Annotated in this window: 11 protein-coding genes; 10 read left to right on the forward strand and 1 reads right to left on the reverse strand. The window is 45.5% G+C overall.

The window, feature by feature from the left end:
• Positions 1-4 precede the first annotated feature (4 nt).
• Entirely contained in the window at positions 5-850 is an 846-nt protein-coding gene (locus ACFVAD_RS04235) for a patatin-like phospholipase family protein (RefSeq protein ID WP_386636427.1), read from the reverse strand.
• Between the two features lie 190 nt (positions 851-1,040).
• Here ACFVAD_RS04235 and ilvA point away from each other — a divergent pair, with 190 nt between their 5' ends.
• The 10 genes from ilvA (at position 1,041) to leuD (ending at position 13,325) form a co-directional block, all read left to right on the forward strand.
• A complete protein-coding gene (ilvA, locus tag ACFVAD_RS04240; RefSeq protein ID WP_386636429.1) occupies positions 1,041-2,300 on the forward strand; it encodes a threonine ammonia-lyase IlvA in 1,260 nt (419 codons plus the stop codon).
• Between the two features lie 530 nt (positions 2,301-2,830).
• Positions 2,831-3,775, forward strand: a complete 945-nt coding sequence (gene ilvE, locus ACFVAD_RS04245; protein ID WP_386636431.1) for a branched-chain-amino-acid transaminase — start codon at positions 2,831-2,833, stop codon at positions 3,773-3,775.
• 144 nt (positions 3,776-3,919) lie between these two features.
• Entirely contained in the window at positions 3,920-5,587 is a 1,668-nt protein-coding gene (gene ilvD / locus ACFVAD_RS04250; protein WP_386636433.1) for a dihydroxy-acid dehydratase, read from the forward strand.
• A gap of 21 nt (positions 5,588-5,608) precedes the next feature.
• Entirely contained in the window at positions 5,609-7,324 is a 1,716-nt protein-coding gene (gene ilvB, locus ACFVAD_RS04255) for a biosynthetic-type acetolactate synthase large subunit (protein WP_386636435.1), read from the forward strand.
• Complete coding sequence (ilvN, locus tag ACFVAD_RS04260; protein ID WP_204419415.1) at positions 7,321-7,578, forward strand: acetolactate synthase small subunit; 258 nt, start codon at positions 7,321-7,323, stop codon at positions 7,576-7,578. The genes ilvB and ilvN overlap by 4 nt, the downstream gene beginning before the upstream one ends.
• 28 nt (positions 7,579-7,606) lie before the next feature.
• The gene (ilvC, locus tag ACFVAD_RS04265) at positions 7,607-8,632 is read left to right on the forward strand and encodes a ketol-acid reductoisomerase (RefSeq protein ID WP_386636437.1); all 1,026 of its coding nucleotides are present in this window, start codon (positions 7,607-7,609) and stop codon (positions 8,630-8,632) included.
• The gene (locus ACFVAD_RS04270) at positions 8,619-10,169 is read left to right on the forward strand and encodes a 2-isopropylmalate synthase (protein WP_386636439.1); all 1,551 of its coding nucleotides are present in this window, start codon (positions 8,619-8,621) and stop codon (positions 10,167-10,169) included. The genes ilvC and ACFVAD_RS04270 overlap by 14 nt, the downstream gene beginning before the upstream one ends.
• Positions 10,166-11,257 carry a 3-isopropylmalate dehydrogenase gene (gene leuB, locus ACFVAD_RS04275; RefSeq protein WP_386636441.1) on the forward strand — a complete coding sequence of 364 codons (1,092 nt, stop codon included), beginning with the start codon at positions 10,166-10,168 and terminating at the stop codon, positions 11,255-11,257. The genes ACFVAD_RS04270 and leuB overlap by 4 nt, the downstream gene beginning before the upstream one ends.
• 41 nt (positions 11,258-11,298) lie before the next feature.
• The gene (leuC, locus tag ACFVAD_RS04280) at positions 11,299-12,720 is read left to right on the forward strand and encodes a 3-isopropylmalate dehydratase large subunit (protein ID WP_386636612.1); all 1,422 of its coding nucleotides are present in this window, start codon (positions 11,299-11,301) and stop codon (positions 12,718-12,720) included.
• Positions 12,720-13,325 carry a 3-isopropylmalate dehydratase small subunit gene (gene leuD, locus ACFVAD_RS04285; RefSeq protein WP_386636443.1) on the forward strand — a complete coding sequence of 202 codons (606 nt, stop codon included), beginning with the start codon at positions 12,720-12,722 and terminating at the stop codon, positions 13,323-13,325. The genes leuC and leuD overlap by 1 nt, the downstream gene beginning before the upstream one ends.
• Positions 13,326-13,430 lie beyond the last annotated feature (105 nt).

A 13,430-nucleotide genomic window follows, 5' to 3' on the forward strand; every position in this document is an offset into this window, starting at 1 on the left:
TCTATTATTTTTCTAAAAAAGCAAGAAGCTTCTCATAGTTATTTTTTGCATCCTGCCAACCTAGTTCATATAAATCTATAAGCCTCTGCTGGTTCTTTTCAATCCGACTGACCGGAAGCGGCTTGCTTGGTTGGAATAGGAAGGTGGTTCCTTGCTCTTTCTCTTTTTCAATATAGTCGAGTGTATCATTATATAGCTGATAACGGGTCTGTAGTTTTTCAGAAATGATCGGATATTGCTTATATTTGAAAAGAGATGAAAAGCGGCTTGCTTTCTTCTTATAACCAACAGGCTTCGTCAATATGACAACATTTTTATCGAACCCGTCCTGCTGCGCTTTTTTTATTGGGATGGGATCAATGATTCCTCCATCCAATAAAAATTTATCCTGATATGCTACTGTAGGTGCTACAAAGGGGAGTGAGCTGGAAGCCCGGATCAACTGCAGCATGCTTTCCCCATGCTCATCCATATGATAATAAATGGGTTCACCTGTCATACAATCTGTTGTCACCACGACAAATTGCTCGGTTCTTTTCAGGAATGTCTCATAATCATACGGCACAAGCCTGTTAGGAATTTCATCAAAAACGAAATCCATATCAAATAGCTGTTTCTTCTTCCAATAGTTGCGATAGGAAAGGTAACGCGGGTCCTTCACGAATTCGATATTCACCTGTCTGTTTCTGCCTTTTTGCCTCGACAGGTAGGAAGCAGCCATGCAAGCACCGGCGGAAACGCCTATCACATAAGGAAAATAAAGGTCCTTTTCCATGAAGTATTCCAAAACGCCTGCAGTATATACGCCTCTCATTCCGCCGCCTTCCAATACAAGTCCACTATTTAGCATATGATACCCCTCTTTTTTTAATAAGTGTTATTGTACCAAAACTTGTTTCGACTTGTCAGAGTGGATGCTCGGGTTTTTAGCCTTACCAAACTGTGGATTCTGAAAATTCGGGTAGTGACAGCCGCCATCAAGCTGTTGTACAATAATTCACAATATTCTTTCCGATCAGCTTGAAAGGAGCGGGTGAGTAATGAAAGTGCTACATAACGGGGTACGGGTAGAAGATATCGAGCATGCCAGAGAGGTGTTGAAGGATGTTGTGGTACGGACTCCTTTGCAGTTGGATCCCATTTTATCGGAGCGATATCAGTGCAAGGTCTATTTGAAAAGAGAGGATCTTCAGGTAGTGCGTTCGTTTAAAATCAGGGGAGCCTATTATCTGGTTCAAAGCCTCACTGATGAACAAAGGAAAAGAGGGGTAGTATGTGCGAGTGCGGGAAATCATGCCCAAGGAGTGGCCTATGCCTGTAAAAAGCTCGGCATCAAGGGGAAAATCTATATGCCTACAACCACACCGCGGCAAAAGGTTTCCCGGGTTGAATTTTTTGGCGGTGATTTTACAGAAGTCGTCCTGACAGGGGACACCTATGATGACTCCTATCAAAAAGCCTGGGAGGTGTGTGAACAGGAAGGCATGAAATTCGTTCACCCATTTGATGATCCTCTCACCATAACCGGACAGGGAACGGTTGGTCTGGAAGTGATGGAGCAGCTTGACGAGGAATGCTCCCATGTGTTTTTGGGGATCGGGGGTGGCGGTCTGGTGTCCGGAGTGGGATCTTATTTGAAAAGTGTAGCCCCACATACAAAAATCATCGGGGTAGAGCCGATGGGTGCGCCAGGGATGAAACAATCCATCTCCATGAATGAAGTGGTCATCTTAGAGGAAATTGACAGCTTTGTAGACGGTGCTGCAGTAAAACAGGTAGGGCAGCTCTCTTTTGAAATGGCAAAAGAAATAGTGGATGATATCGTCCTTGTTCCGGAAGGGAAGGTGTGTACCACCATCCTCAACCTATACAACGAAAATGCAATCATTGCAGAACCAGCCGGTGCACTTTCAATTGCCGCACTTGATTTCTACAAAGAGGAAATCAAGGGAAAAGCGGTTGTCTGTGTGGTGAGCGGAGGGAACAATGACTTGGATCGGATGCAGGAAATGAAGGAACGCTCGCTGATCTATGAGGGACTAAAGCACTATTTTATCGTCAATTTCCCCCAAAGAGCCGGGGCACTCCGTGAATTCATGGAAGAAGTACTTGGCGAAACAGATGATATAACCCGCTTTGAATACACAAAAAAGAACAATAGGGACAAAGGGCCTGTTCTGGTAGGAGTGGAGCTCAGGCAGCCTGAGGATTACTTTTCCCTGATCGAACGGATGAAAAAGAAAGGCTTTACCTATTTGGAAATCAATAAGGATAAGCAGCTGTTTAATTTATTAATATAATATAAACAAGGTAAAGAAAAGGACGGGAAATCTCGTTCTTTTTTCTGTTTATACGAAAGTAAAAGGGGGTATGTAAATTTTTTTTACAAGGTTATTGTAAACGTTTTCTTTGTTGATGGGACAAAAATGAAAGCGCTTTAAAATAGTCTGTAAAATTAGAATTATCTGAATTTAGGTGTTGACGACCTGTATGGACGGTATTAAAATAACATCAACTCAAACAAACTTTGAGTACGGAAATAACAATTCCCTTATCAGGAGGGTATCTAGGGTTCCGATGTTTTCAGGAAAATAAAGCGGTGAAGTAATGAAATGATCTTTCGTTTTTACACCATGATTTTTCTGTAGCATGACTGGTCCAAGCGATACCAGCATCATCCCTGGCGATGATGTACACCGTGAGGAAAAAAGCCTCTACGGATAGGTTCTGATTGACGCACAACGTGTATTCAACCTGTCTAAGGGGCAACTTTTTAACTCTCATTTATCAGAATATTCAATTAATAAAACAGAGAAAGAGGAGATTAGCTATGTGTAGATACATCTATATGAATGGCCAATTAGTAGAAAAAGAGAAGGCAGTTGTATCTGTATATGATCACGGGTTCCTTTACGGAGATGGCATCTTTGAAGGTATCCGAATGTACGACGGAAATGTTTTCCGCCTTCGTGAGCATCTTGAAAGACTTTATGATTCAGCAAGATCCATTCTTTTAAACATCCCCTATACCATGTCTGAGCTAGAGGACATTATCGTCGAGACCCTGAGGAAAAACAAGCTGTATGACACAGCCTACATTCGATTGGTGGTTTCCAGAGGCGTCGGCGATCTCGGTTTAGATCCCACAAAATGCAAAACTCCAAATCTGATTGTCATTGCCGAGCAGCTGGCATTATTCCCGAAAGAACTGTACGACGTTGGTATTAGCATGGTGACGGTTCCTACCAGAAGGAACCGTCCGGATATCCTAAGTCCGAAAGTAAAATCACTCAATTATCTCAATAACATCATGGTGAAAGCCGAAGCCAACATGGCAGGAGCGAATGAGGCTCTGACTTTAAATACGGAAGGCTATGTTGCAGAGGGATCTGGACAGAACATCTTTATCGTTAAAGGGAAAAAGCTCCTGACCCCACCAACCTATGTAGGAGCGTTAGAGGGAATCACCCGAAACGCAATCATCGATCTGGCAAAGGACCTGGGCTATGATGTTCGTGAAGAGCCATTCACAAGACATGACGTATATGTGGCAGATGAAGTATTCCTGACAGGAACGGCGGCGGAGGTCATTCCAGTTGTAAGTCTGGACGCACGGATGATTGCGGACGGAAAGCCGGGAAAAGAAACACACAATCTGCTCAACCACTTCCGCAAACTTGTAGTGGAAGACGGACTGAAAGTATATCCGGAAAAAAACCAGGTTGGTTGGGAAATCAGCGGCGGCGTCTTGCTTGGTGAAGCACTGAATCATTGATTGGTTGTATGATTCAACTTTGAATCTAGTGCAAAATTGATAATTGTTCTTTGAATCTTTAAAAAGGTGCCTGACACTCACCGCTTTAAAGCGATGAGGGTCAGGCACCACCACAAAGCACCACAAAGGAGTGAACCGACTAAAATGAGAAGCAATACAATCAAAAGAGGAATCGACCGGGCTCCCCATCGCAGCTTGCTGCGGGCGGCTGGAGTAAAGGATGAAGATATGGATAAGCCGTTCATCGGCGTTTGCAATTCCTATGTGGATATTATCCCAGGACATATGCATCTAAATAAATTTGCGGAAGTGGTGAAAGATGCCATTCGGCAAGCGGGAGGTGTTCCTTTCGAATTCAATACCATCGGAGTGGATGACGGGATTGCGATGGGGCATATCGGAATGCGCTACTCTCTGCCCAGCAGGGAATTGATTGCCGACTCAGCGGAAACAGTTATTAATGCACACTGGTTTGATGGGGTATTCTACATTCCCAATTGCGATAAAATCACTCCTGGAATGCTGATGGCGGCAGCAAGAACCAATGTACCTGCAGTTTTCGTTTCAGGAGGACCGATGGAGGCTGGCCGGACAAAGGATGGTGCGCCATTGTCCCTTGTATCAGTCTTTGAAGGGGTCGGAAGCGTGCTTGCCGGTAAAATGAGCCGTGAAGAGCTTCTTGAAATCGAATCGAGCGCCTGTCCAACCTGTGGTTCCTGTTCTGGAATGTTTACAGCAAATTCGATGAATACATTGATGGAAATGCTTGGAGTGGCCCTGCCTGGGAACGGTACCATGGTCGCTACTTCAGAAGGACGCCACCAGCTGATCCGGGATGCGGCCAAACATCTCATGAGGCAGATTGAAGAAGATGTGAGGCCACGCGATATTATAACAAAAGAAGCGATTGATGACGCTTTTGCATTGGATATGGCGATGGGCGGCTCCACGAATACCGTTCTACATACACTCGCCATTGCCCATGAGGCAGGGATTGAATACAAACTCGAAGATATCAATAAAATCGCAGAGCGGGTGCCATACCTTTGCAAAGTAAGCCCCGCTTCCGACTATAGCATGGAAGACGTCCATGAAGCAGGAGGAGTCAGTGCCATCATCAAGGAGCTTTGCCAAATAGAAGGCGCAATCCATCCAGAGCGATTGACGATTTCCGGCCAGAGCATTCAGGAAGTTGTCGAACATGCCCAGATTGTCAATGACAGGGTGATCAGGAGAAAAGACAATCCATATAGCCCTGTTGGCGGCCTCAGCATCCTTTTTGGAAATCTTGCACCAAACGGGGGAGTAATCAAGGTGGGGGCAGTGGATCCGTCCATCAAGTCCTTTACCGGGGAAGCAATCATCTATGAATCTCAGGAAGAGGCACAAAAAGGAATTGATAGTGGCCAGGTCAGAGAAGGTCATGTTGTAGTCATCCGTTATGAGGGTCCAAAAGGAGGACCGGGAATGCCTGAGATGCTGGCACCCACTTCATCCATTGCAGGCAGAGGTTTATCGACAAAAGTAGCGTTGATTACAGATGGCAGGTTCTCAGGGGCCACAAGAGGAATTTCCATTGGTCATATATCTCCCGAAGCAGCAGAAGGTGGCCCTATTGCATTTGTGGAAAATGGGGACACCATTCAGATAGATTTAGAGAAACGCACCATTTATCTGCTAGTGGAAAAAGAAGAATTGGAAGCCCGTAAAACCAATTGGCAGCCGCCGGAGCCGAAAGTCAAAAGCGGATACTTGGCAAGATATGCGGCCCTCGTCACTTCTGCAAATACAGGCGGTGTATTGAAAGTATAAAAATAAGGAGGTGGAGAACAAATGAGTACAGCAGAAACTAGTGGCACAAAAGTGGCGCAAAAAATATTGACAGGATCTCGCATGATAGTGGAGGCCTTGAAGGAAGAGAAGGTAGAGGTGATATTCGGTTATCCTGGCGGGGCAGTCCTTAATATTTATGATGCATTATATGATGGAGGCATTCCTCATCTATTAACAAGACATGAGCAGGGTGCGATTCATGCAGCAGAAGGATATGCGCGCATTACAGGCAAACCCGGAGTCGTGATTGCCACCTCTGGTCCCGGTGCCACGAATATCGTGACAGGTCTGGCGGATGCAATGATAGATTCTTTGCCGCTTGTAGTCATTACCGGTCAGGTAAATTCACAGGTACTTGGATCAGATGCTTTCCAGGAAGCACCGATTCTTGGAATTTCCATGCCGATTACAAAACATAATTTCCAAGTCCAGGATGTAAATGAACTGCCAAGAATATTCAAGGAAGCTTTCCATATTGCTTCAACAGGGAGACCTGGACCAGTTCTGATCGACATTCCCAAAGACATAACAGCTACCCCAGGAATCTACGATTATTCCAAAGAGGTACATCTGCCGGGATACAAATTACAAACAGAGCCAGATCTTGACAGGATCAAAAAGGTGGCGCAGGCCATCAAAAAAGCCGACAAGCCGGTCATTCTTGCAGGTGCAGGAGTTCTCCACAGTAAAGCAACAAATCTACTAAAAGAGTTCGTTGCCAAAACGACCATTCCTGTAGCCAACACCTTATTGGGATTGGGAAGTTTCCCCCATGACCATCCTTTGTTTCTGGGAATGGCAGGGATGCATGGAACCTATACGGCCAATATGGCTTTGTATGAAGCAGATCTAATCATCAATATCGGGGCAAGATTTGATGATAGGTTGACGGGCAACCTGCAGGAGTTTGCTAAATTCGCAAAAGTTGTCCATTTTGATATCGATCCATCGGAAATCGGAAAAAATGTACCGACAGATTACCCAGTAGTCGGCGATGCCTCAAATTCTCTTAAACTCCTATTGAATGAAGCTCTGGAAACAGGGGATAAAGGGGAGTGGCTGGAACGCTTGCTTCAATCAAAGGAAGAATTTCCTTTATGGTATGTAGAAGATGGAAAAACATTCAAGCCACAGCGATTATTGGAATTGGTTCATGAGCTCTCCAAAGGGGAAGCCATTATCACAACGGATGTCGGCCAGCATCAAATGTGGGCAGCGCAGTTCCATGGTTTCTCTCAGCCTGACAGATGGGTAACATCCGGTGGCTTGGGGACAATGGGATTTGGCTTACCGGCAGCAATCGGCGCCCAGGTGGCTGAAAGGGATGCAACAGTGATAGCTGTCCTTGGGGATGCCGGGTTCCAGATGACGCTTCAGGAGCTGGCCGTTCTAAAAGAATATAAGCTTCCTGTTAAAGTGGTGCTCGTCAATAATCAGTCCATGGGAATGGTACGCCAATGGCAGCAGCTGTTCTATCAGGAAAGATATTCGGAATCCCTATTGCCCAATCAGCCGGATTATGTGAAGCTATCGGATGCTTTTGGAATCAAAGCGGCCGTCGTTCAGAATGAAGAGGAGTTTCGAACTGCTTTTGCCCTAGCACTTGCAACAGATGAACCTTATCTCTTGGACTGCCGGGTGACACCGACGGAGAACGTCTATCCGATGATTGCCCCTGGAAAAGGAATTCAACAAATGGAAGGTGTGAAACCATGAAGCGGACACTCTCGCTCCTTGTGAACAATCAGTTGGGTGTATTGAACAGGTTGACCAACCTGTTTTTACGAAAAGGACTGAATATTGAAAGCCTGGCCGTCGCACCAGTCAATGAATCGTCCATCTCCCTTATGACCATTGTCGTCAATGTGGTGGAGGAGCAGGAAGTAGAAAGAATAAAGCTCCAGCTGGATAAGCAAATTGACGTTATACAAATTACAGACATTTCCGAGCAGATCGCTCTTTCCAATTAACTGAATTTTACAAAAAGGAGGAAGAAAAATGGCAGCAAAAATGTATTATAACGATGACATTTCACAGGCGGCATTAAATGGGAAAACGGTGGCAGTGGTAGGGTATGGATCGCAAGGTCATGCACATGCACAAAACTTAAGGGACAGCGGAGTGGAAGTGGTAGTGGGGGTTCGACCCGGAGGATCCTGGCAAAAGGCCCAGGAGGACGGATTCCAGGTATCTTCTGTAGCTGAAGCAGTGGCAAAGGCGGATGTTGTCATGGTCCTGCTCCCGGATGAAAGGCAGCCGGAAGTGTTCAAACAGGAAATTGAGCCACATCTGACTGCTGGTAAAGCGTTGGCGTTTGCACATGGATTCAATGTCCATTTCCATCAGGTTGTTCCACCGAAAGATGTTGATGTATTCTTAGTCGCACCTAAGGGACCAGGCCACTTGGTTAGACGCGTGTTTGAAGAAGGCGGCGGAGTTCCAGCTCTTTTTGCAGTCCATCAGGATGCCTCTGGGGAAGCGAAAGAAGTTGCTTTGGCTTACAGCAAAGCTGTTGGAGCGGGAAGAGCCGCGGTAATGGAAACAACATTTAAAGAAGAAACGGAAACAGATCTCTTCGGGGAGCAGGCTGTTCTATGCGGAGGGACGACTGCACTGGTAAAAGCAGGTTTCGAGACACTCGTGGAAGCGGGCTATCAGCCGGAAGTCGCATATTTTGAGTGTTTGCACGAGCTGAAGCTTATTGTGGACCTTTTATATGAGTCAGGTTTGGAAGGAATGAGATATAGCATCTCAGACACTGCACAGTGGGGCGACTTTACAGCAGGTCCACGGGTAGTAAATGATGGTACCAAAGATGAAATGAGAAAGATCCTATCGGAAATCCAATCAGGTCAGTTCGCAAAAGGATGGGTGCTCGAGAACCAAGTGAATCGTCCGATGTTCCATGCAATCAATGAACAGGAAAAACAACATCCACTCGAAGTGGTAGGAAGGGAGCTCCGCGCAAAGATGCCATTCATCCAATCGAAGAAGAAGGGAGTGGTTGGAAGTGCGAAAGGTTGACATATTTGATACCACATTAAGAGACGGAGAACAGTCAGCAGGAGTCAATCTTCACCCCCATGAAAAGCTTGAAATTGCCCTTCAATTGGAAAGGTATGGTGTGGATGTGATGGAGGCAGGTTTTCCTGCTTCCTCCTATGGGGATTTCCAGGCGGTCCAGCAGATTGCCAGGACGATCAAGAAAGCTAGGGTAGTAGGATTGGCAAGAGCAGTGAAGTCGGATATTGATGCAGTCTATGAAGCAGTCAAAGATGCAGCAAAACCCGGAATCCATGTTTTTCTGGCAACATCGCCCATTCATATGGAATATAAGCTGAAGAAGAAGCCGAAAGAAGTGGTGGAAGCGGCTGTTCAGGCAGTGGAATATGCTTCCCGCTTTTTTACACATGTCCAATGGTCTGCAGAGGATGCAACAAGAAGTGAATGGCCTTTTTTGGCGCATATCATTGAAAAGGTCATTGATGCAGGAGCAACTGTCATCAATCTTCCGGACACGGTTGGATATACAACACCAGACGAATATGCTCAGTTAATCACATATATTAAAAATCATGTCCCCAACATCAATAAAGTTAAACTATCGGCTCATTGCCATGACGATTTGGGGATGGCTGTCTCGAACTCATTATCAGCCATTCAAAGTGGTGTTGATCAAATCGAAGGGACCATAAATGGTATAGGAGAACGTGCAGGCAACGCTTCCTTGGAGGAAATCATCGTAGCACTGCAAATAAGAAAAGATATCTACGGAGTGGAAACGAATATTGATCTGACCCAGACAGTCAGAACAAGCAATCTCGTCAGCAAGCTGACAGGTATGATTGTCCCGCAAAACAAAGCGGTAGTGGGAGCAAATGCTTTTGCACATGAATCCGGCATTCACCAGGATGGCGTCCTGAAAAATAAAAGCACCTATGAAGTGATCAATCCGGAGATGGTCGGTCTCCACTCTAACAAGATGGTCTTAGGTAAACACTCCGGAAGCCATGCCTTCAAGCAAAGATGCGAGGAACTTGGTCTCTACTTAAATGAAGAGGAAGGCAAGAAACTGTTCAAGGCGTTCAAGGATTTGACGGCCAAAAAGAAAGAAGTCACAGAAGACGACATCTTTGCCCTTATGATGGACTCTTCGGTAAAGGGATTGTTTCCACATTATCGAATGGAAACCCTGCAAATCTCCTACGGTTCCAATATTATTCCAACTACAACCATTGCCATCAAGACTGAAGATGGGGCGGTTCTGCAGGAGTCGGCTACAGGGAAGGGAAGCGTCGAATCGGTATATAACACGATATCCAGAATCCTTAAAAAAGACATTTCCCTATTGGATTACCGCATTCAATCCACAACCTATGGCAGTGATGCCCTTGCCGAGGTCTATGTGAAAATAAAGTGTGACAAAGAGGTGAGCAGCGGGAGGGGCATCGAGCATGATGTATTGGAAGCATCAGCAAAAGCTTATTTGGATGCAGTCAACCGACTGTCCATCAAGGAGAAGTTTGCAAGTTATGCAGCCAAAGGAGTGGAGGTCAGTTGAGCAGCTATAAAATTGCCGTGTTACCTGGTGACGGAATCGGTCCTGAGGTAGTAAAGGAAGCAGTCCTTCTACTTGAAGAGATCGGATCACAATATAATCATCAATTTGAATTTATGTATGGAAAAATTGGAGGAGTTGCCGTGGATGATGCGGGAACTCCTCTTCCCGAAGAAACAGTGGAAATTTGTAAAAAGAGTGATGCCGTTCTCCTGGGTGCGGTCGGTGGACCGAAATGGGACAGCGAAGCCCCTGAACGAAAGCCGGAGACCGGATTGCTTGGCATCCGGAAAGCTTTACAGCTATATGCCAACCTGCGGCCTGTTACGCTGTTTTCATCCTTGATTCATAGTTCCCCGCTAAAAAGAGAGGTAGTTCTGGCCACTGATATATTAATAGTCCGTGAGCTTACAGGAGGCATTTATTTCGGGTCTCCCAGGGAACGAAGAGTAGGGGAAAATGGAGTGGAAGTGGTAGATACACTCTATTACACCGAACAGGAAATGGAACGCATTATCCGGAAGGGCTTTGAACTCGCACAAGGCCGTAAAAGAAAGATCACTTCTGTGGATAAAGCGAATGTATTGGAAAGCAGCAGACTCTGGCGGGAAGTGGCGAACCGGGTTGCTTCAGATTATCCTGATGTGGAATTAAGCCATATGCTTGTTGACAATGCAGCGATGCAGCTGATCCGTAATCCCAGACAATTTGATGTCATTGTGACGGAAAACATGTTTGGGGACATATTGAGTGACGAAGCATCAATGCTGACAGGCTCTCTGGGAATGCTGCCGTCAGCAAGCTTGGGAGTGGAAGGTCCGGGTCTCTATGAACCAATTCATGGTTCAGCACCTGATATTGCAGGAAAGGATATTGCCAATCCACTTGCCACGATTTTATCGACAGCTTTGCTTTTGAGGCATTCACTGGGATTGATGGATGAAGCAGATGCAGTCGAGAAAGCTGTGGAACAAGCCCTTGAACAGGGATATCGTACGCATGATATTGGCAGTGAATGGGAGAGGGTGCTGTGTACCACACAAATGGGAGAAGTGGTGAGAGGCTATCTGAAGGCACCTATCAAGAGTTGATAGGAAAAGTAATGGAAATTATGATGCGGAAGGTGAGTGACATGCAGCCGAGAACATTATTCGAAAAGATTTGGGATCAGCATACAGTCGTGAAAGAAGACAATAAGCCCAATTTATTATACATTGATTTGCATCTGGTACATGAGGTTACATCTCCCCAGGCTTTTGAAGGATTAAGATTGAACGGAAGAAAGGTCAGACAGCCTGAACTCACATTTGCCACCATGGACCATAACGTGCCAACTATAAATCCTTTTCATGTCACAGATGAGATTGCTGCGAAACAGATGAGTACCTTGGAAAAAAACTGTAAGGAATTCGGTATCCGTTTGGCAGACTTGAATAGTGCCGATCAGGGGATTGTTCACGTAATTGGCCCCGAATTGGGTCTGACCCTTCCAGGGAAAACGATTGTGTGCGGAGATAGCCATACCTCTACACACGGGGCATTCGGTGCATTGGCATTTGGGATCGGCACAAGCGAAGTGGAGCATGTCCTTGCCACACAATGCCTGTGGCAATCAAAACCGAAAACATTGAAGATTGATTTCCAAGGGCTCAGGCCACTTGGGGTATCAGCCAAGGATATCATCCTGGCCGTAATTGCAAAATACGGGACGTCTTTTGGTACAGGATATGTACTGGAGTTCACAGGAAAAGTCATCGAAGATATGTCCATGGAGGAAAGGATGACCATTTGCAACATGGCAATTGAAGCAGGTGCACGGGCGGGTCTTGTTGCACCGGATGAAACCACCTTCTCCTATCTGAAAGGAAGAAAATATGCACCTGTCGGAGAAGAACGGGATCGTGCCGAGGTGGAGTGGTACGCGTTAAGATCGGATGTAGGTGCAGTATATGATAAAGTGATTGACTTTGATATCACCAATCTCGAACCACAAGTCACATGGGGAACCAACCCATCGATGGGAACATCAATCAGTGGATTGGTGCCAGACCCTGCAGATATCCAAAGTGAAACAGAAAAAAAGTCTGTTGCACAAGCCATTGAATATATGGGATTGAAGCCAGGAATGAAGATTACAGATATTATCATCGACTATGTTTTCATCGGTTCCTGTACCAACTCCCGAATAGAAGATCTGCGAGAGGCAGCAGAGGTTGCCAAGGGAAGAACAGTTTCACCTGGTGTTACAGCTCTAGTGGTGCCCGGATCTAAAAATGTAAAGCAGCAAGCAGAATCAGAGGGCTTACATGAAGTGTTTTTGGAAGCCGGTTTTGAATGGAGGGAAGCGGGCTGCAGCATGTGCCTTAGCATGAATCCTGATGTAGTTCCAGCCGGAAAGCGCTGTGCCTCCACCTCCAACCGGAACTTTGAAGGCAGACAAGGAAGAGGTGCGCGCACGCATCTCGTCAGTCCTGCAATGGCTGCCGCTGCCGCAGTAAAAGGACATTTTGTTCATGTAAACGAACTGAGGGTTGAAAAGGAGGGGGTTGTGTAATGGAGCCACTTGTTACTCATACCGGAAAAGTCATCCCCTTGGATAAAGCGAATGTGGACACAGATCAAATCATTCCGAAACAGTTTCTAAAAAGAATTGAACGAACTGGATTTGGCCAGTTTCTATTCTACGATTGGAGATTTGACGACCAAGGAAAGCCAAACGAGAAATTTGTGATGAACCAAGCAGTATATGACGGAGCGTCCATCCTATTGGCGCGCAGCAATTTTGGATGCGGCTCCTCTAGAGAGCATGCTCCCTGGGCACTCTTGGATTATGGGATTAAAGTGGTGATCTCGTCCTCATTTGCAGATATCTTCTATAATAATTGCTTTAAAAATGGGATATTGCCTATTCGTTTAACAGAAGAAGAGGTGGAGGAGCTATTTATAAAGGCCGAATCAGGAAAGCTGAAAGTGACTGTAAATCTGGAGTTACAAGAGCTTTCCACGAGTGAAGGTGATACCTATTCCTTTGAAACGGATCCTTATCGAAAAAAGATGCTGTTAAAAGGACTTGACGATATCGGATTGACGGAGATGTATACCGAACGGATTGCAGAATATGAAAAGACAAGAAAATCCTACAAAACAATTGTTTCATAATATGGACATCTTTCAAGTTAAACTAAGACAGAGCTGGTCTCCAGGCTCTGTTTTTTATTATTTATGCACATTTCGTAAAGAATGTTGAAATAACATAGTTCCATT

The sequence above is a fragment of the Sutcliffiella sp. NPDC057660 genome, from assembly GCF_042800035.1.
In the GTDB taxonomy this organism is placed as follows: domain Bacteria; phylum Bacillota; class Bacilli; order Bacillales; family Bacillaceae_I; genus Sutcliffiella_A.

What these genes read in the sequence shown, in the direction of transcription:
- leuD (WP_386636443.1), top strand. Translation starts at nt 12,720, where the DNA reads ATGGAGCCACTTGTTACTCATACCGGAAAAGTCATCCCCTTGGATAAA.
- leuC (WP_386636612.1), top strand. Translation starts at nt 11,299, where the DNA reads ATGCAGCCGAGAACATTATTCGAAAAGATTTGGGATCAGCATACAGTC.
- ACFVAD_RS04235 (WP_386636427.1), bottom strand. Translation starts at nt 850, where the DNA reads ATGCTAAATAGTGGACTTGTATTGGAAGGCGGCGGAATGAGAGGCGTA.
- ilvB (WP_386636435.1), top strand. Translation starts at nt 5,609, where the DNA reads ATGAGTACAGCAGAAACTAGTGGCACAAAAGTGGCGCAAAAAATATTG.
- ilvN (WP_204419415.1), top strand. Translation starts at nt 7,321, where the DNA reads ATGAAGCGGACACTCTCGCTCCTTGTGAACAATCAGTTGGGTGTATTG.
- ilvA (WP_386636429.1), top strand. Translation starts at nt 1,041, where the DNA reads ATGAAAGTGCTACATAACGGGGTACGGGTAGAAGATATCGAGCATGCC.
- ilvE (WP_386636431.1), top strand. Translation starts at nt 2,831, where the DNA reads ATGTGTAGATACATCTATATGAATGGCCAATTAGTAGAAAAAGAGAAG.
- ilvC (WP_386636437.1), top strand. Translation starts at nt 7,607, where the DNA reads ATGGCAGCAAAAATGTATTATAACGATGACATTTCACAGGCGGCATTA.
- ilvD (WP_386636433.1), top strand. Translation starts at nt 3,920, where the DNA reads ATGAGAAGCAATACAATCAAAAGAGGAATCGACCGGGCTCCCCATCGC.